General features: G+C 71.3%; 16 protein-coding genes. 2 read left to right on the top strand and 14 right to left on the bottom strand.

Annotated elements, in window-relative coordinates; all coding sequences use genetic code 11:
* Positions 1 to 6: 6 nt before the first annotated feature.
* The 12 genes from ACSHT8_RS34130 to ACSHT8_RS34075 all read right to left on the bottom strand — a co-directional run bounded on the left by ACSHT8_RS34130 (position 7) and on the right by ACSHT8_RS34075 (position 15,252).
* Positions 7 to 1,605, bottom strand: coding sequence for an acyl-CoA carboxylase subunit beta (locus ACSHT8_RS34130; RefSeq protein ID WP_436496116.1), 1,599 nt, complete (start codon positions 1,603 to 1,605; stop codon positions 7 to 9).
* Complete coding sequence (locus ACSHT8_RS34125) at positions 1,602 to 2,747, bottom strand: acyl-CoA dehydrogenase family protein (protein WP_436496114.1); 1,146 nt, start codon at positions 2,745 to 2,747, stop codon at positions 1,602 to 1,604. The genes ACSHT8_RS34130 and ACSHT8_RS34125 overlap by 4 nt, the downstream gene beginning before the upstream one ends.
* Positions 2,744 to 4,396, bottom strand: coding sequence for an acyclic terpene utilization AtuA family protein (locus tag ACSHT8_RS34120; protein ID WP_436496112.1), 1,653 nt, complete (start codon positions 4,394 to 4,396; stop codon positions 2,744 to 2,746). Before ACSHT8_RS34120 ends, ACSHT8_RS34125 begins: the two co-directional genes overlap by 4 nt.
* A complete protein-coding gene (locus tag ACSHT8_RS34115; protein ID WP_436496110.1) occupies positions 4,393 to 5,178 on the bottom strand; it encodes a TIGR03084 family metal-binding protein in 786 nt (261 codons plus the stop codon). The genes ACSHT8_RS34120 and ACSHT8_RS34115 overlap by 4 nt, the downstream gene beginning before the upstream one ends.
* Positions 5,179 to 5,217: 39 nt before the next feature.
* Positions 5,218 to 5,838 carry an HAD family hydrolase gene (locus ACSHT8_RS34110; protein WP_436496108.1) on the bottom strand — a complete coding sequence of 207 codons (621 nt, stop codon included), beginning with the start codon at positions 5,836 to 5,838 and terminating at the stop codon, positions 5,218 to 5,220.
* A complete protein-coding gene (locus ACSHT8_RS34105; protein WP_436496106.1) occupies positions 5,835 to 7,184 on the bottom strand; it encodes a glutamine synthetase in 1,350 nt (449 codons plus the stop codon). The genes ACSHT8_RS34110 and ACSHT8_RS34105 overlap by 4 nt, the downstream gene beginning before the upstream one ends.
* A complete protein-coding gene (locus tag ACSHT8_RS34100) occupies positions 7,181 to 8,893 on the bottom strand; it encodes an IucA/IucC family protein (RefSeq protein ID WP_436502251.1) in 1,713 nt (570 codons plus the stop codon). Before ACSHT8_RS34100 ends, ACSHT8_RS34105 begins: the two co-directional genes overlap by 4 nt.
* A gap of 50 nt (positions 8,894 to 8,943) precedes the next feature.
* Positions 8,944 to 10,194: a lysine N(6)-hydroxylase/L-ornithine N(5)-oxygenase family protein gene (locus tag ACSHT8_RS34095; RefSeq protein WP_436496104.1), complete on the bottom strand. Its 1,251-nt coding sequence runs from the start codon at positions 10,192 to 10,194 to the stop codon at positions 8,944 to 8,946.
* Positions 10,194 to 11,582 (bottom strand): pyridoxal phosphate-dependent decarboxylase family protein, encoded by a 1,389-nt coding sequence (locus ACSHT8_RS34090; protein WP_436496103.1) that lies wholly within the window; start codon positions 11,580 to 11,582, stop codon positions 10,194 to 10,196. The genes ACSHT8_RS34095 and ACSHT8_RS34090 overlap by 1 nt, the downstream gene beginning before the upstream one ends.
* Entirely contained in the window at positions 11,579 to 12,529 is a 951-nt protein-coding gene (locus ACSHT8_RS34085; protein ID WP_436496101.1) for an LLM class F420-dependent oxidoreductase, read from the bottom strand. Before ACSHT8_RS34085 ends, ACSHT8_RS34090 begins: the two co-directional genes overlap by 4 nt.
* Before the next feature lie 140 nt (positions 12,530 to 12,669).
* Positions 12,670 to 13,086 (bottom strand): VOC family protein, encoded by a 417-nt coding sequence (locus ACSHT8_RS34080; protein ID WP_436496099.1) that lies wholly within the window; start codon positions 13,084 to 13,086, stop codon positions 12,670 to 12,672.
* 99 nt (positions 13,087 to 13,185) lie between these two features.
* A complete protein-coding gene (locus ACSHT8_RS34075; RefSeq protein ID WP_436496097.1) occupies positions 13,186 to 15,252 on the bottom strand; it encodes a prolyl oligopeptidase family serine peptidase in 2,067 nt (688 codons plus the stop codon).
* 110 nt (positions 15,253 to 15,362) lie between these two features.
* Here ACSHT8_RS34075 and ACSHT8_RS34070 point away from each other — a divergent pair, with 110 nt between their 5' ends.
* Complete coding sequence (locus ACSHT8_RS34070) at positions 15,363 to 15,890, top strand: TetR/AcrR family transcriptional regulator (RefSeq protein ID WP_436496095.1); 528 nt, start codon at positions 15,363 to 15,365, stop codon at positions 15,888 to 15,890.
* On the opposite strand, the gene ACSHT8_RS34065 is transcribed toward ACSHT8_RS34070, so the two are convergent.
* The gene (locus ACSHT8_RS34065; protein WP_436496093.1) at positions 15,870 to 16,343 is read right to left on the bottom strand and encodes an SRPBCC family protein; all 474 of its coding nucleotides are present in this window, start codon (positions 16,341 to 16,343) and stop codon (positions 15,870 to 15,872) included. The genes ACSHT8_RS34070 and ACSHT8_RS34065 overlap by 21 nt on opposite strands.
* Positions 16,343 to 16,645, bottom strand: coding sequence for an ArsR/SmtB family transcription factor (locus ACSHT8_RS34060; protein WP_436496091.1), 303 nt, complete (start codon positions 16,643 to 16,645; stop codon positions 16,343 to 16,345). The genes ACSHT8_RS34065 and ACSHT8_RS34060 overlap by 1 nt, the downstream gene beginning before the upstream one ends.
* Positions 16,646 to 16,748: 103 nt before the next feature.
* Here ACSHT8_RS34060 and ACSHT8_RS34055 point away from each other — a divergent pair, with 103 nt between their 5' ends.
* Positions 16,749 to 17,843 (top strand): trypsin-like peptidase domain-containing protein, encoded by a 1,095-nt coding sequence (locus ACSHT8_RS34055; RefSeq protein ID WP_436496089.1) that lies wholly within the window; start codon positions 16,749 to 16,751, stop codon positions 17,841 to 17,843.
* Positions 17,844 to 17,849: the final 6 nt, after the last annotated feature.

Genomic DNA, 17,849 nt, shown 5'->3' with positions numbered 1-17,849 from the left:
TCCCGCTCACATCCGGAAGACGCCGAAGCCGTCGGCGCCCTTCACTGGTCCATTGTGGATAGCGGACAAGGACATCCCCAACACCGTGCGGGTGTCGCGCGGGTCGATGATGCCGTCGTCGTAGATCATCCCGGAGAGGAAGGTCGGGAGGGACTCCGCTTCGATCTGCCCCTCCACCATCGCCCGCATCGCGGCGTCGTGTTCCTCGTTGTAGACCTGCCCGCGGCTCTCCGCGCCTTGGCGCATCACGATGGAGAGCACGCCCGCGAGCTGCTGCGGCCCCATGACGGCGGACTTGGCGCTGGGCCAGGCGAACAGGAAGCGGGGGTCGTAGGCGCGGCCGCACATGCCGTAGTGGCCCGCGCCGTAGGAGGCGCCCATCAGGATGGAGATGTGCGGGACCTTGGAGTTCGACACGGCGTTGATCATCATGGCGCCGTGCTTGATGATGCCGCTCTGCTCGTACTCCTTGCCGACCATGTAGCCGGTGGTGTTGTGCAGGAACAGCAGCGGGGTGTTCGACTGGTTGGCGAGTTGGATGAACTGCGTGGCCTTCTGAGACTCCTCGCCGAACAGGACGCCGCGCGCGTTGGCGAGGATGCCGACCGCGTAGCCGTGGACCTGCGCCCAGCCGGTGACGAGGCTGGAGCCGTAGAGCGGCTTGAACTCGTCGAAGTCGGACCCGTCGACCACGCGGGCGATGACCTCGCGGGGGTCGAAGGGGACTTTGAGGTCGGTGGGCACGATGCCGAGCAGGTCGTCGGCGTCGTACTCGGGCTCGGCGTAGTCGGACCTCGGGGCCGGGCCTTGCTTCTGCCAGTTGAGCCTGCGGATGATGCCCCGCCCGAGCCGGATCGCGTCCTCCTCGTCGACCGCGAGGTAGTCGGCGAGACCGGAGATCCGCGCGTGCATCTCGGCGCCGCCGAGGGACTCGTCGTCGGACTCCTCCCCGGTCGCCATCTTCACCAGGGGCGGACCGCCGAGGAACACCTTGGCGCGTTCCTTGACCATGACGACGTAGTCGGACATGCCGGGCAGGTAGGCACCGCCCGCGGTCGAGTTGCCGAACACCAGCGCGACCGACGGGACGCCCGCGGCGGAGGCCCGGGTGATGTCGCGGAAGGTGCGGCCGCCGGGGATGAAGATCTCCTTCTGCGTGGGAAGATCGGCGCCCCCGGACTCGACCAGGCTGATCGACGGCAGCCGGTTCTGCGCGGCGATGTCGGCGGCGCGGAAGCCTTTGCGCATGCCCCAGGGGTTGATCGCGCCGCCTTTGACCGTGGGGTCGCTGGCGTTGATCATGCACTCGACGCCCTCGACCACGCCGATGCCGGTGACGAGGCTGCCGCCTACCTGGTAGTCGGTACCCCAGGCGGCGAGTGGTGAGAGTTCGAGGAAGGGCGAGTCGGGGTCGAGCAGCAACTCGATCCGCTCCCGCGCCAACAGCTTGCCCCGCTTGCGATGCCGGGCGACGTATTTCTCCCCACCACCCGCGACGGCTTTGGCGTGCTCGCCGTCGAGGTCGGCGAGCTTGGCCAGCATCGCCTCACGGTTGGTTTGGAAGTCGGCGGAACCCGAGTCCACCGCCGTGCGCAAGATCGTCACGCCGTATACCCCAATCGCTTGGCGGCCAGGCCGGTCATGATTTCGTTGGTGCCGCCGCCGATGCCCAGGATGCGCATGTCGCGGTAGTGGCGTTCCACTTCGGACTCGCGCATGTAGCCCAAGCCGCCGAACAGCTGTACGGCCTGGTGGGCGACCCACTCCCCCGCCTCCACCGCCGTGTTCTTCGCGAAGCAGACCTGGGCGATCATGTCCTCGCCCGCCACGTGCCGCACCGCGACGTCCCGCGTGTAGACCCGCGCGACGTCGATCTTGCGGGCCATCTCCGTCAGCGTGGTCTGCACGCCCTGGCGCGAGATCAGCGGACGGCCGAACGTCTCGCGCAGCCGACACCACTCCAGCGTCAAGTCCAGCGCCCGCTGTGCCGCGGCGTAAGCCTGGACCGCCAGGGAAAGCCGCTCAGCGACGAAGTTCTGCGCGATCTGGATGAACCCGGTGTTCTCCACACCCACCAGATGCGAAACCGGCACCCGGCAGTCCACGAAGGACAGCTCAGCGGTGTCCGAACACAGCCAGCCCATCTTCTCCAGCCGCCGCGACACCGTGAAGCCCGGGGTGTCCTTCTCGATCACCAGCAGCGAGATCCCGTGCGCCCCGGCCTCCCCGGTGCGCACCGCCGTCGTCACGAAGTCGGCGCGGACGCCCGAGGTGATGAACGTCTTCGCGCCGTTGACCACGAACTCGTCGCCGTCGCGCTTCGCCGTCGTACGCAGGCCCGCGACGTCCGAGCCGCCGTCCGGCTCGGTGATCGCCAGCGACCCGATCAGCGACCCGGCCAGCGTCGGCCGCACCCACCGCTCCACCTGCTCCGGGTCACCCGCGACAGCCAGGTGCGGGACGGCGATCCCGCACGTCAGCAGCGCCGCGATCAACCCGCCCGACGCGCCCGCGTAGTGCATTTCCTCGACCACGACCATCGCGTCGATGACGTCGCCGCCACCACCGCCGACCGACTCGGGGAACCCGACGCCGAGCAGGCCGAGATCGCCTGCTGTTCGGTGCAGCGACCGGGGGACCTCACCCGCACGCTCCCACGAGTCCAGGTGCGGCAACACCTCCGCGGCCATGAACCGGCGCACAGTCGCACGCAGCTCCCGCCGCTCCGGAGTGTCGAACGCGCTCACAGGAACACCTCCGGGACATCGACGTGCCGGGACCGAACCCACTCGCCCAGAGCCTTCGCCTGCGGGTCGAACCGCGTGGCCGCGGCGACCCCTTGCCCCAGCAAGCCGTGCACGATGAAGTTGACCGCCGACAGATTCGGCAGCAGGTGCCGCGTGATCTCCAGCTCCGCGGTCTCCGGCAGCAGCGCACGCAACCCGTCCACTGTCAGCGTCCGCACCAACCAGTCGTACGCCTCCGGCCGACGCACCCACAGCCCCAGGTTCGCGTCGCCGCCCTTGTCACCCGACCGGGCGCCCACCACGTCACCCAGCGGAACCCGCCGAGTCGGCCCGAAGTCCGTCCCAGGATCAGCCCAGTCGACACTCCGCGACGGCACCGGAGCACCCGGCGTCCACTTCACGTCCCGCCGCTCGCCCGCCACCACGGCCACGTGCGAGACCTCCGCCGCCGAAACGTACTCCGGCCGGTACACCCCGACCGGCGTCCCGTCCGACGGCGGCGCGGTCAGCGTGAACCCGGGGTAGGACGCAAGCGCCAGCTCAACTGTCGCCCGGGAGAACGCCTTGGCCCGAGCCGGGTCCGGGGTCTTCACGATCGCGTGGAGCAGCGCGCTCGCCGCTTCCTCGGTGTCCGAGTCGGCGTGGTCGGTCCGCGCCAGCGTCCACGTCAGGCCGTCCGACCCGATCGCGCCTTCAAGCTGACGCCGTGCCAGCTCGGCCTTGGCCTCGATGTCGAGTCCACAGAGGACAAACGTGGCGCTGTTCCGGAACCCGTCGAGGGTGTTCACACACACCTTGACCGACTCCGGCGGCGGCCCGCCCGTCACGCCGCTGATCCGCACCCGGTCCGGCCCGTCAGCCGAAAGGGTGATCGAGTCGAACTTTGTGGTGACGTCCGGGCCGAGGTAGTCCACGCCCTGGATCTCGTAGAGCAGTTGCGCCGTAATGGTTTCGACGGTCACCGCGCCACCGGTCCCGGCGTGCTTGGTGATCACCGACGACCCGTCAGCCGAGATCTCCGCGATCGGGAAGCCCGCGTGGCCCAGGTCGGCGATCTCGGTGAAGAACGCGAAGTTCCCCCCGGTCGCCTGCGTGCCGCACTCGATCACGTGCCCGGCCACCGTCGCCCCGGCGAGCGCGTCGAAGTCGTCCCGAGCCCAGCCGAAGTGCGCCGCGGCGGGTCCGACGACCAGCGACGCGTCGGTGACCCGGCCGGTGACCACGATGTCGGCGCCGGAGGACAGGCACTCCGCGATCCCCCACGCGCCGAGGTAGGCGTTGGCGGTCAACGCGCCCGCGCGCGGCAGCAGGTCGTCGCCCTCGACGTGCGCGACCGACACGTCCACCCCGAGCCTGCCCGCCAGCTCCCGGATCGCGTCGGCCAGCCCGGCGGGGTTGAGGCCGCCGGCGTTGCTGACGATCTTGACCCCGCGCTCCTTGGCCAGGCCGAGGCAGTCCTCGAGCTGGCGCAGGAACGTCTTCGCGTAGCCGCCGTTCGGGTCCTTCATCCGCTGGCGGCCGAGGATGAGCATGGTCAGTTCGGCGAGGTAGTCGCCGGTCAGGACGTCGAGGTCGCCGCCGGTCAGCAGCTCGCGCATGGCCGACAGGCGGTCGCCGTAGAAGCCGGAGGCGTTGCCGACACGGATCATGACTTCTCCCGTCCGGCTCCCGGCGGGCCCGCGAAGGCCTGCGCGATGTCGAGCCACTCGTCGGCCTCGGCGCCGTAGGCCACCAGCGTGGTGTCATCGCGGTGGACGCGCTGGGTGACGAGCAGGCAGAAGTCGTTGGCGAGGCCGGTGACCCGCTGGGCCGCGTCCTCCGGGCCCCAGGTCCACATCGACCCGTCGGGGGCGATCAGCTCGACCCGGAACGGCTCGGCGGGCGCGGTCCGCCCGTTGACCAAGTAAGCGAAGTCCCTGGTCCGCACCCCGAGGTGGGCGACATGCTTGATCCGCGCGGTCGGGACCCGCTTCACGCCCAGCGCGTCGGCGACGTCGTTGCCGTGCGCCCAGGTCTCCATCATCCGCGCGGTCGCCATGGACGCCGCGCCCATCGGCGGGCCGTACCACGGCAGCTTCGTACCTGGCGGCACCGCGGCGAGCGCCTGCTGCAGGGATTCCCGCAGGCCACGCCACCGGGCCAGCAGTTCGGCGGGCGGCTCGGCCGCGCCCGCGTCGGCGCCGTCGTCGACGAGCCGCTGCGGGTTGCCGCTCGCCAGCGCGGTGGCGAGTTCGGCCTGGAAGGCGTCGGGATCGGTGGCGGCGATCAGCGACCGCTCGTCGGTCCACGCCAGGTGCGCGATCTGGTGCGCCACCGTCCAGCCGTCGGCCGGGGTCGGTGTCGCCCACTTGTCGGCGGGAAGGTCCGCGACCCAGGAGTCGAGCTCGTCGCTCTCGGCGCGCAGGTCGGCCAGCAGTGCGGTCAGGTCCACGCACCCACCGTGGCACGGCGGGTGCGGAGAATCAAGCATTCATGCTTGTTTTTTTCGCCAGCCGTCCAACCAGCCAGGGAACTCGCCCAGGTCGGCCAGCACAAACGCCGCGCCCGCCGCCCGGAGTTCGTCAGCCGAACAGGGGCCTGTTGTCACTCCGACGGGTGTCGCGCCCGCCGCGCGGGCGCCGATCATGTCCCCTTCGTGGTCGCCGACGTAGACCTGCGCGCCCAGCCGCAGCAGTTCCGTCCCCTTGTCCGTCGCCCAGAGCCCGCCGACGACCGCGTCGACCGTCCAGCCGAGCGCCTTGATGTGCAGTTCGGCGTTGGGCGTGTGCTTGCCGGTGATCACGACCACGCGACCACCCGCCGCCCGCACCGCCTTGATCGACTCGGCCGCACCGGGAAGCGCGGCGGTCAGCGGGATGACCACCTCGGGGTAGTCGGCGCGGAACAGGTCGACACACTCGGCGATCCGGTCCTCGGGGACTCCTTGGTCCCGGAACTTGTGGGTCAGCGGCGGCCCGAGCCCGGCGACGAAGCTCGCGCTGTCGAGCGGGAGCCCAGTCTTGCGCGCGATCGCGTCCACCTGCTCCGCCATGCCCGGCCGCGCGTCGATCAGCGTCATGTCGAGGTCGAAGCCGACCACCAGCGGGCTCATGAGCGCAGGTCCCCTCGCGTCCGCTGCCAGTCCGAGACGGCCTCCATCCCGGCGGTCAGCTCCTCCCCCATCATCGCGACCCGGTGGTCCACGACCGCGTCGCCGAGGATCGCGCGCGCGAGTTTGGAGTCGTTGAGCCTGGCCTGCGCCTCCCACGGCGTGCGGGCCAGATCGCCGACCACCCGGCCCTCGGCGGGCAGGTCCAGCCGTTCGTCCACACCGGACAGCCCGGCCGCGATCAGCGCGGCCACGACGAGGTGCGGCTGCGCGTCGGCGCCGGCGAACCGGGCCTCCATGCGCAGCGACGGGCCATGCCCGACCAGCCGGACCGCGGCCGTCCGGTCGTCGGTGCCCCACCGCAGCGTGCGCGGCGAGAACGGCGCCGAGCGCAGCCGGACATAGGAGTTCCAGGTCGGCGCCCAGAACGCGGTGAGGTCCGGCGCGGCCCGGAGCACTCCGGCGAGGAAGTGGCCGAACAGCGTGGACGGCTCACCCGGTCGGGCACCCGCGACCAGCGGCGCACCGGCCGGGTCGGCCAGCGAGAAGTGCACGTGACACGAGCTGCCCTGCCCGGTCGCCTCCGCCGCGAGGTAACCGGCCCGCACGCCCTCCCCGGCAGCGGCACGGCGGATGGCGAGTTGGTGGAGCATGGCGTCATCGCAGGCGGCCAGCGCGTCGCGGTGGCGCAGGACGATCTCGTACTGGCCGGGGTGGCACTCCCCGCGCGCCGACTCCGTGCCCAGGCCCAAGGCGTCCAGGGCGGTGTTGACCTTGTCGAGCAGGCCGGACAGCGGCTCGACGGCGCCGACCGCGTAGTCCAGCCCGCCCCCGGTCAGTGGCTTGCCATCCAACCCGGTGAACGTCACCTCGTGCTCGACGCCGACCGACGGCACCAGCCCGACCTTCTCCGCGGCCGTCAGCTGGTCCTTGAGCACGGTCCGGGGCGCCTCGGCGACCGCGCGCCCGTCCGGCCACTCGACGTCGCAGACCACGAACCACGTGCCGGGGCCCGCGGGCGCGAGCGTCGCCAGGTCGGGACGCATCCGCAGGTCGCCGTAGCCGCCGAGGAACTGGTCGACGGCTGACGCGTTCACCGGCTGCCGCTCCGGGTTCCACCCGAAGACATACGCACAGAGGCCGTAGCCCGAGGAAAGCACGGTGTCGACAAAGAACTCGGCGCCGACCTCCACCGACGCGAACCGCGTGTGCGGATCGGGCACCAGGCAGATGATCCGCCGCACCGACCCCGACGCCACGGCCGCCCGCAGCGCCCCGGACAGTGCCGACGCCGCGAGCGCCCGGTCGGCCAGCGTGCGCGCGCCGACCGGTCTGCGGTGCTCGATCACCAAGCACCTCCCGCGTCGTGGCCCGCCAGCGGGTTGAGCGCGCGGCCGAAGCGGACGTCGAACTCGTCGTCGCGCTCGATCTTGTCGAAGCCCTGACCCGCCAGGTGCTCCCGGTTGAGGCACACGCGCTCGACGTCGGCGGCGAACAGCCCGCACGCGTCGAACCGCTCGGCCGTCTCCGGGTGGGCGTCGCGGTAGGCGCCGACGATCTCCCGGACCAGCGCCCACAGCCGCGGCCGCTCGTAGCCGAGGTCCTCGTCGAGCACCTCCGCCCAGAACCGCAGCTGACCTGCGAAGACCGAGCTGAACAGGGACTGGGCCAGTAGGTGGGCGGGCCAGCGCAGCATGTCGGCGCGGGCGGCCGGGCCGAGCAGGTCGTAGCTCGGCAGGTCCTCGTCGAGCAGGTCGACGCCCTGCGCGAAGTCCTTGATCGCCACCCGCAGCGGGGTGCCGCGGGTGTCGGTGATAAGGATGAGGTTCTGGCCGTGCGGGCAGAACCCGACGCCGTGGGCCAGCAGCCAGTGCAGCAGCGGCGTCAGGGTCAGGTCCAGCACCGACCGCAGCCAGGTCTCGGTGTCCAAACCGGACTCACGGACCAGCCGCGCCATCACCGACTCGCCGTCCGGACCGCGATACGGCAGCGCCGCGAACGACAGCGCGCGCTCCCCCGGCGCCAACCTGGCCCGAACCGGCTCGCGCCACAGGGCGCCCAAGGTCTCGTGGAAGCGGTACGGCAGCTCCTCGATCGCGCCGAACAGCGGATGCTTGACCGACACGCTGGCCACCTCGCCGAGCAGGTCAAACCCGTTGTCGCGCAACAGCTCGTCGCTCGCGTGCACTTCGCGCAGCCAGGTCGTGACCTCGGGCGCGGCCAGGGTCGCGGTCGAGTTGAGTCCTCTGTAGACGAGTGTGTTGCGCACCGACACGGCGGTCTTGACGTCGCGGCGGGTCGGGTGGCTGACGTTGGCGAGGGTGCGGATCGTCTGGTGCGGGCGGTAGCGGTCGCGGCCCTCGCCGAGCTGGACGATCGCACCCGTGGCCAGTTCCGCCGCGTAGTACGTGCCGACGATCTCGTCCAACTGCCACGGATGCACCGGCACCAGCACATAGTTCTGCGGGTCCGGCAGGGCCGCGCGGAACATCGCGAGCTGGTCAGGGCCGAGTTCCTCGGTCAGCAACGCTTCCTCGGCGAGGCCGTCGACGCTGCGAAACGACGCGTGGTCCCGGTGGACAGCCAACCAAGGCAGCCCGAACCCGGCGCCCGCCTCGGGTGCGAACCGGGCGCGGTCGGCGGCGGAGAACCCGACCCGACCCTTGTTCATGACCAGCCGCGGGTGGCCGGTCAGGTGGCCGTCGGCGGTGTCGTAGTCCATCGCGATCAACTCGGCCGCGGTCGGCGCGTGCTCGAGGCGCGTGGCCTCGTTCGTGACGGTCGCGGTGAGTTCGGCCAGCACCTCAGCCAGCCGCAGCCCGGTCAGGCCCAACTCAGCCCGTGCGTCGACCACCAGGATGCGGGGATCGTCGGCGGCGACGCCGTCGCGGGTCGCCGAGCCCGGGCGCACGGCCCACGACTCGAACGCGCCGGTCCGGGCGACGAAGGCGTAGGTCGCCCCGGGCAGCGTGATCGTCCACTCCCGGTAGCCGCTGTCGTCGGGAGGCGACCCGGGGTCCGGCCGCAGCATCCCCTCGTAGCTCAACTCGCCGAGCATCTTGTGGACAATCAGCGACCCGGCTTCCCGCCAGGCTTGCGCTCCGCGCGTCACAACGCTCCCTCCGACAACCCGAACGTGGTGAACGCCGTGCGCGCGGGCAGTCGGTGGACCACCCGGCCGCACACGGCGTTGACGATGGTGGCCGACCGCCAGGCGGCGAGGCCGAGATCGGGCGCGCTGACGCCGTGGGTGTGGCGTTCGGCGTTCTGCACGTAGACCGCGCCGCCGATGTCGGGGCGCAGACGGAGCCGGTAGTCGGCGTCGACCTGGAGCCTGCCGGACTCGTCACGGCACGCGGCGTCGGCGAGCAGCGGGCCGAGGTCGCGTTCGGCGTAGCCGGTGGCACAGACGACAGCGTCGGTGCGCAGGTCGGTCGTGGTGCCCTGCTGGCCGTGGCGGACGGTCAGGTCGAGGCCGGGGCGGGCCGCGACGACCTCGGTGCCGGGGGCGAGCGTGACGTCGGGCCAGCCGCCGCCCACGGTCCGCTGGTAGAGCTCGTCGTGGATGGCGTCGATGGTCTCGGCGCTGATTGCCTTGTAGAGCTGCCATTGCGCGGGCACGAGCCGGTCGCGGGTCGGCGCGTCGAGGCCGTGGAAGTAGCGGACGTAGTCGGGGGTGAACTGCTCCAGGCCGAGTTTGGAGTACTCCATCGGGGCGAACGCGGGGGTGCGCGTCAGCCAGCGGAGTCGGCCGGTCTCGCGGCGCCGCAACAGGTCGAGGAACACCTCGGCGCCGGACTGGCCGGAGCCGACCACGGTGACGTCCCGCGCCTTGACCAGGTCGTCGCGGGCGGCTAGGTAGTCGGCCGAGTGGATGACGTTGTCCAGTCCCCGCAACGGTTCTGGCACGACTGGCGCCGTCCCGACGCCCAGCACGACGTTGCGGCTCAGCACGGTTCCCGTGGACGTCGACACGGCGAACGCGGCGTCCTTTGTGGACCACTCGATCCGCTCGACATCGGTGCCGAACTCGCACTCGTCGAGGCGTCCGCTGGCCCAGCGGCAGTAATCGTCGTATTCGGCGCGCGGGATGTGGAAGCGCTCAGCGAAGTAGAACGGGTAGAGGCGGTCGCGGTCGCGCAGGTAGTTGAGGAAGGAGAACGGGTTCGTGGGATCGACCAACGAGACGAGGTCGGCGAGGAAGGGGACCTGGATGGTGGTGCCGTCGATCATGAGGCCGGGGTGCCAGCGGAACTCGGGCCTGCGGTCGAAGAAGCGCGTACGCAGGTCGGTGGCCGACGCGAGCGCGGCCAAGGACAGGTTGAACGGGCCGATACCGACGCCGACGAGGTCCAGCATCAGCGCCTGCCCGCGATCAGGTCGAGCACTGGCGCGTAGTCAGCGGCCGTCGCGTGCGGATGCAGCAGGGTGAGCTTGAGCCACAGGCGTTCGCGGCCGTCCCAGCCGTCCTCAGTGGAGGGTGCGATGGCGGCGCGGCCGACGACGGCGGTCCCGGCGTCGAGCAGGTCGCGGCGGATGGCGGCCACCACGGCGTTGCCCGCGTCGAGGCCGAGTTCGGACTCCACCTGGTCGGCGACCAAGGGGCGCAGCAGGATGGTCGACAGCGTCGGCTCACCCCAAAGCCGCAGGTCACGGTGTGCGCGGACGGCGGCGGCGACGGCTTGGGCGGTATCGCGGCAGTGGTCGACCATGGCGCCGATGCCGTCGCGGCCGAGCGCGCGGAGGGTGACGGCGATCTTGAAGGCGTCGGGGCGGCGGGAGGTGCGCAGGGACCGGCCGAGCAGATCGGGGAGCCCGGCTTCGGCGTCGTCGGCGGCGTTGAGGTAGTCGGCGCGGACGTCGAGCGCGTGCAGGGTCCGGGCGGACTTGGCGGCGAACACGCCTGCCGCGATGGGCTGCCAGCCGAATTTGTGCAGGTCGAGGCCGATGGAGTCGGCCGCGTCGATGCCGTCGAGCAGCTGTCTTTCGCTGAACAGGAGACCGCCGCCGTAGGCGGCGTCGATGTGCAGCCAGGCCGGACGCAGCGCGGCGATCTCGGGCAGCGGGTCGATGGCGCCGGTGTTCGTGGTACCCGCGGTCGCCACCACGGCGGCCGGGCCGTCGACGGCCGCGAGCACCTCGGCGAGCTTCGCCGGGACGATCCGGTCGGCCACGCAGTCGACGGGGATCGGTTGCGGCAGACCGAGAACCCACGCGGCGCGGGCGACGCTGTGGTGGGCGTTGCGGCCGCAGACCGGCTGGACACGGCCGACGTTCTCCCGCGCGAGCAGCAGACCGTACAAAGTGGACTCGGTGCCGCCGGTGGTGATGACCGCGTCCGGGTTCTCGGCGGCCGGATAGCAGAGCCGGGCCAACTCCTGGCACAGCTGTTCCTCGATGGCGCTCGCGGAGGGCGCCTGGTCCCACGAGTCCATCGACGGGTTGAGCGCGCTCGCCACCAGGTCGGCGACCGCGGCCACCGCCAACGGCGGGCAGTGCAGGTGCGCGGCGCAGGCCGGGTCGGCGGGGTCGGCCGAGCCGTGCGCGAGGAACCGGGTCAGCTCGACCAGCGCGTCGACCGGCCCGACCCCCGACTGGACCAGGGGCGCGCGGATGGCCCGCGGACCGCCCGAGGGCAGCGGTCCGCCACGTTTGAGCACGCCTTCGGCCAGCGCGTCGAGCGCGACCCCGACGAGGTCGCGCAGTGCCTGGTCGCCCGCGAGTTCCGTGCCGTCCGGCCTGGTCACCGGGGGGCCAGTGCCCGCACGGTCTCCACCGGGTCGGCCCCCGTCGGCAGCACGGCGATGACCGGCGTGGTCAGCCCGGCCTCGACGTACTCGGCGACGCGTTCGCGGCACCGCTCTGGGCTGCCGTGCACGATCAGGTCGTCGACCACGGAGTCGGGGATCGCGGCGTTGGCGCCCTGCCGGTCGCCCGCGGCCCACGCGTCGTGCATCGGTTTGAGGAGTTCACCGCGGCCGAGCCAGTCGTGGAACTTCGCGTAGACCGGGACGGTGAGATAACTGCTGATCAGGAGCCTGCCGAGGCCCCGGGCGGCGGCGGTGTCCTCGGTCGGGCAGACGAAGATCCGCGCGACGAGATCGAGGTCGGGCCCCGTCTCGGCGCGCACCGTCGGCACGTCGCCGGGCGCGAGCCAGTTGGTGATCGCGCCGTCGGCTTCCCTCTTGGCAAGCTTCAACATGCCCGGCCGGAGGGCGGCGAGCATGATCTCCGGCGGCGGCGTCGGGGTGCGTTCGAGCCGGAACTTCTGCACGGAGAACGTGTCGTACCGCTCGGTGACCTTCTCCCCCGCGAGCGCGGCACGCAGGAAGCGCAAGGTGTCCTTGGTCCGCTGGAACGGCTCGGCGAACTCGCCCCCGTTCCACCCCTCGACGATCGTCGGCGACGACGTGCCGATCCCCAGGACGAACCGCCCCGGCGCGAGCTCGGCGATAGTCGCGGCGCTCATGGCGAGCAGCCCGGGCCCGCGCGTGTAGATCGGAACGATGGCGGTGCCGAGGCGGAGGGTCGGCGCCCACTCGGCGACCAGGGCCAGCGGGGTGAACGCGTCGGTGCCCGCGGTCTCGGCGGTCCAGACGTCGGTGTAGCCGAGGTCAGGCAGCTCGCGGACCAGTTCCCGATGCGCGGTCAACGGGACGCCGGTCAACGGCAGCGTGATGCCCCACCTCGACATATGGCCCTCCAAGTTCGCCTTGCCGACAGCGTTTCACACCCTGATATACCTCATCCATTGGTGTGATTCGCGCTTTGTGATCTCCTGAACATGACAAAGGTGCCCGGGAACCCCAGGCACCTTTGAGTTGTCGCTGCCCCTCAGTCCTTCGCCGCGACGATGTTGACCATCCAGCCGACCCCGAACTTGTCGGTGAGCATGCCGAACTCGTCGCCCCACATCTGCTTCTCCATGGGCACGGAGATCTGCCCACCCTCGGCGAGCTTGGTGTAGTAGCCGCGCAGCTCGTCGGCGTCGTCGCCGCTGAGGCTGACCGACATGTTGCTGCCCTCAGGCCCCGCCGACCCCGGCGGGTTGTCGGCGCCCATCAGGGTGAAGCCGCTGGGGGTCTCAAGCTGCCCGTGCATGATGTTGTCCGCCCCGTCACCGGACGGGTCGCCGAACTCGCCGTAGGTGCTGAAGGTGAGCTCGCCGCCGAAGACGTCCTTGTAGAACTCCATCGCGGGACGGGCGTTGCTGTTGTTGAAGCTGATGTACGGGTTGAGACGGGAAGCCATTTTGGGTTCTCCTTCGGTCCTGTCCGGTCCGCCGGAAATCCTAAGCCTGATCAGGCAGGACGGCAGGGGCGGCGGATCGGCCGCCCCTGCCGCTCGAAATCAGATTCCCAGGGCGGACTTCAGCCAGCGGACCTGCATCAGCATGAAGTTCTCCGCCACGTCGTCCTCCTGCGGCGTCATGTGCGTGACGCCCGGGAGCGGCAGCAGCGCGTGCGGGCGGCCCGCCGCCACCAGCGCGCTCGACAAGCGGATCGCGTGGGCGACCACGACGTTGTCATCCGCCAGACCGTGGATGATCAGCAATGGACGGTCGAGCTTGGGGGCGTCGTCGATCAGGGAGTTGCGGTCGTAGACCTCCGGGCGCTCGTCCGGGTGGCCGAGGTACCGCTCCGTGTAGTGCGTGTCGTACAGGCGCCAGTCGGTGACCGGGGCGCCCGCGATGGCGGCGTGGAAGACCTCCGGGGCGCGCAGCACCGCGAGGGCCGACAGGTAGCCGCCGTAGGACCAGCCGCGGATGGCGACCTTGGTCAGGTCCAGGTCGGGGTGTTCGGCGGCGACGCCGTGGAGGGCGTCGATCTGGTCGGTCAGGGTGACGTCGGCGGGCTCGAACGCGATCTCGCGTTCCCAGGCCGGGCCGCGGCCGGGAGTGCCCCGGCCGTCCGCGATGACGACAGCGAAGCCCTGGTCAGCCAGCCACTGCGGGCCGAGATACGCGTTGCGGGTCGACAGGACGCGCTGGGCGTGGGGGCCGCCGTAGGGGTCCATCAGGACGGGCAGCCTGGTCCCGGCGATGTGGTCGGCCGGGTACAGCACCGCGACCCGCAAGCCGCGCTCCCCCACCGCCGACAGGGTCACGTTCGGGGTCAGCGGCGGGGTGACGGCCAGGCTCTCGACCTCACCGACGGCCTCGTCGCCCCGCAGGACCGTCACGCGCGGGCCGGACCAGTCCAGCGACCACGAGGTCACGATCGTCACGTCGCCGCCGCGGGCCGCGGTGTGCACGCCGTCCACAGTGGACACCTGAACCGGGCCGGATCGGTACACGTGCACCTGGGTCGGGTCGTCGGCCGACGCGGTGAACAGCACGTCGTCGCCGACGTCGAGGACCGAGCGGACCTGGAGGTCGCCGGAGACCACCTTGTCGCCGACGAACAGCGAGTTGGCGCCGTCGTGAGCCTCCACGCGGACGAGTGCGCCGTCGGTCGTCCAGGCGGGGACGCCCTGGACGATCTCGACCCAGGTGTCGTCGGTGTCGGTGTGGATGACCTCGGTGGCCCCGGTGTCCGGGTCGAGGGTGCGGATCTCGAACGTCTTCTGGTCGCGCGACTGGACCGCGATCAGCGGCGGACCGGCCGCTGACCAGTTCACCGTGACCAGGTACTCCAGCGCGCCGTCCCAGTCGACGTCGACCTTCGAGCCGTCCAGGCCGATCACGGCCAGGCTCACCTTGACGTTCGGCGTGCCCGCCGCCGGGTAGGACACGACGTGGGGCTCGGCCGCCGGGTTCGCCGGGTCGGCGATGTGCCAGCGCTGGACGTCGGTCTTGTCGGTGTACGCGACGATCAGCCGCGTGCCGTCGGGCGACCACCAGAACCCGCGCGAGCGGTTCATCTCCTCGGCCGCGACGAACTCCGCGACGCCGCACGCGCGGTGCTCGCCGTCCGGGGTGGCCAGCCCGCGGTCGTCGGCGCCGTCGACGCCGATGACGCGCAGCGCGTTGTCGGCGACGTACGCGACGTGGGTGCCGGTCGGGTTCGGCCGCGGGTCGAGGATCGGGGTGGCCGACGGCAGCTCGCGGGCCTGCTCGGTGCGCGCGTCGGCGACGAACAGCCGCCCGGACAGCGCGAACGCGACGACCTCGGCCCGCGCGTCGGTCGCGCAGCCGATCACGCCCGCACCCTGCTCACGGCTGCGCTCACGGCGCGCGCGTTCCTCGGCGGACAGTTCCTCCGACCCGCCGAGCAGCGTGGCCGGATCGCCGAGCCGGGTCTCGGCTCCGGTGGTCAGGTCGCGCTTCCACAGGATGTGCGTGCGGTCCTCGCCGCCTGCGGAGCGCAGGAACAGCGCGTGGCCGCCGTCCGGGGCGACGCGGAACTCACGCGGGGAACCGAGGGTGAAGCGCTGGGTACGCGCTTGCAGGCGGAGAAAGGTCGTCTCACTGGTCACCAGGACAACCTATCCGGGGTAGCGGGCAGCCGACGGGAACCCCCAGTTCCCATCGACCGCCCGCAGACCGTACCATACGGTATGGAACTCCCCAAGGAAAGGCGGAGGGCGTGGCGAGCAAACAGGACTGGGTGCGACACGGGTTCGACGTACTGACCGAGGAGGGCGCCCAGGCACTGACGATCGAGCGCCTGTCGAACCGCCTCGGCGTGACCAAAGGGTCCTTCTACCACCACTTCGCGGGCATGAGCGGCTACCACCAGGCCCTGTTGGACCGGTTCCAGCGCGAGCACACCGCCCACCACATCGCGGCCGCCGAAGCCGTGCCGGGACCGGCGTCGAAAACGCTCGACCGCCTGCTGGACTCGGTCATGGCGGGTCGCCGCCGCGGCCTGGAGACCGCCATCCGCTCATGGGCCCAACGTGATCCTCAGGTCGCGGCCGTGCTGAGCGAGGTCGACCGGACCCGCATGGACTATCTGGAGTCGGTTTACCTGCGCGACGGGCGGGACCCCGTCGAGGCCCACCACCTCAGCCGACTGCTGTACGTGATCGTCATCGGCGCGGGCCAGGTGCTGCCGCCGCTGTCGACCGAGGACCTCGGCGCGGTGTACCGGCTAGTCCTCGACCGCGTCTGAGAACGACAGCAGGATGTGCGACCAGCCGTTGTCGGAGCCGACGGAGGCGAGAATGTCGTCGCCGGACTCGCCGTGCCGCTCCAGCCTGCGGTGTTCGAGCTCGACCCGCGTGGTGGGGCCGTCGGGAATGAAGCGGACCTCGACCTCGCTGGCCCTGGCCGGGTCCGGGTCGTACTCCCAGTCGCCCTGCAGGTGCCAGGCCAGCACGAAGCCGTCGTGCGGGTCGTAGGCGAGCACCCGTCCCCACTCGCACTCGACGCCGTCGTGCCCCCGCTCGAACCACCGACCGCCGACGCGCGGCTCGATGACGACGTCGGCGAAGTCGGCCTCCCCGATGTGGTGGGCGGCGGGCCACCACGAGCCCATCCTGGTGGCGAACACCGTGAACGCCCGCTCCTGCGAGGCCCGGACGGTGATCGTCTTCAGCACGCTCATCCCGGTTCCCTGCGTCATCATTCCTCCTCCACGGCCTCGGCGAACGCCGCGAGCGCCTTGTCCCACAACTGATCGAGATACCCGCGCAGCGCGGCGACCCCGTTGGGATCGACCCGGTAGCGCCTGCGGGTCCCCTCGGCCTGGTCGATGACGAGCCCCGCGTCCTTGAGCACCTTGAGGTGCTGCGACACGGCGGGCCTGCTCACCGGCAGTTCGGCCGCGAGCTCACCCACGGCCCGCGGCCGCTCGACGAGCAGCTCGAAGACCGCCCGCCGGGTCGGATCGGCGAGGGCGGCGAAGGCCGTTTGGTAAGTCCCCACGAACGGTAAGCTACAACTTACCTTAGGGTCCGGTCAACGATTTCTTGGCCAATCCCTCAGCGGCGCACAGGTTTCTCTCACCTCGCGGGTGGACGGTGAAGACATGAACGAGCACGAGCGCGAAACCCAGCAGCCGATCCCGCCGGTCGAGCACACCCAGCCGATCCCCAGCGTGCCCGCGCAGGGCCGCGACTCGGCGCAGACCGGCGAGCAGCCCCAGATCACACCGCAGGCACCCGGGGCGCAGTGGGCGCCGACCGGCGCGTGGGCGCTCAACCCCGGCCAATCCGCCCAACCCGGCCAATGGGGCCGGCCCGGCAAACCAGACCAAGCCGGCCAGTGGGCCCAGCCCAACAAACCCGGCCAAGCCGGGCACTGGCCCCAGACGAACCCATCGATCCCGCCCGCCCTCGCCGCACCCGCCCCGCGCCGGTTCAGGCGCGGCGCCGTCGCGCTGGTGATGGCGTCGGTCCTCGGGGCGGGGGCGCTCGGCGGCGTCGCGGGCGCGTTCATCGGGTCCGACACCGGTTCCGCGCTCAACACCCCGACCACCGCGCAGACCGTCAGCGCCACCACCCCCACCGACCTGTCGTCGATCATCGCCAAGGTGATGCCCAGTGTCGTCGAAGTCGGGGTGCAGAGCGGGAACTCGCAAGGCGTCGGGTCCGGGGTCATCCTGAGCGCCGACGGCCGGATCCTTACCAACAACCACGTCGTCGCGGGCGCGCGGGAAATCCAGATCACCTTCGCCGACGGCCGCAAGGCCGCCGCCGAGGTCCTCGGCACCGACGCGGGCGCCGATCTCGCGCTCCTGCAGGCGAAAGGCGTCAGCGGACTGACCCCGGCGACCCTCGGCGACTCGTCCGACGTCAAGGTCGGCGACACCGTCATCGCGATCGGCTCACCGGCCGGGCTGCAGGGCACCGTCACCACCGGCATCGTCAGCGCGCTCGACCGGGACGTCAGCATTCCCGAGCGCGGCAGCCGCGGCGTGTCCTACAAGGCCATCCAGACAGACGCGTCGATCAACCAGGGCAACTCCGGCGGGCCGCTGTTCGACACCCTCGGCCGGGTGATCGGCATCAACTCGGCGATCTACTCCCCGGTGACCGGCCAGGACGGCTCCGCGGGCAGCGTCGGGATCGGGTTCAGCATCCCGATCGACACGGCCAAGTCGGTCATGGAGCGGATCGGGTGACGCACC

It is taken from the genome of Actinokineospora sp. HUAS TT18 (genome assembly GCF_051364635.1).
Classification (GTDB): Bacteria; Actinomycetota; Actinomycetes; order Mycobacteriales; family Pseudonocardiaceae; genus Actinokineospora.
Note: the sequence above shows the minus strand (reverse complement) of the source record. Positions and strands in the feature narration are given on the sequence as shown.

What these genes read in the sequence shown, in the direction of transcription:
- ACSHT8_RS34085 (WP_436496101.1), bottom strand. Translation starts at nt 12,529, where the DNA reads ATGTCGAGGTGGGGCATCACGCTGCCGTTGACCGGCGTCCCGTTGACC.
- ACSHT8_RS34120 (WP_436496112.1), bottom strand. Translation starts at nt 4,396, where the DNA reads ATGATCCGTGTCGGCAACGCCTCCGGCTTCTACGGCGACCGCCTGTCG.
- ACSHT8_RS34080 (WP_436496099.1), bottom strand. Translation starts at nt 13,086, where the DNA reads ATGGCTTCCCGTCTCAACCCGTACATCAGCTTCAACAACAGCAACGCC.
- ACSHT8_RS34065 (WP_436496093.1), bottom strand. Translation starts at nt 16,343, where the DNA reads ATGACGCAGGGAACCGGGATGAGCGTGCTGAAGACGATCACCGTCCGG.
- ACSHT8_RS34110 (WP_436496108.1), bottom strand. Translation starts at nt 5,838, where the DNA reads ATGAGCCCGCTGGTGGTCGGCTTCGACCTCGACATGACGCTGATCGAC.
- ACSHT8_RS34055 (WP_436496089.1), top strand. Translation starts at nt 16,749, where the DNA reads ATGAACGAGCACGAGCGCGAAACCCAGCAGCCGATCCCGCCGGTCGAG.
- ACSHT8_RS34100 (WP_436502251.1), bottom strand. Translation starts at nt 8,893, where the DNA reads ATGCTCGGCGAGTTGAGCTACGAGGGGATGCTGCGGCCGGACCCCGGG.
- ACSHT8_RS34095 (WP_436496104.1), bottom strand. Translation starts at nt 10,194, where the DNA reads ATGCTGGACCTCGTCGGCGTCGGTATCGGCCCGTTCAACCTGTCCTTG.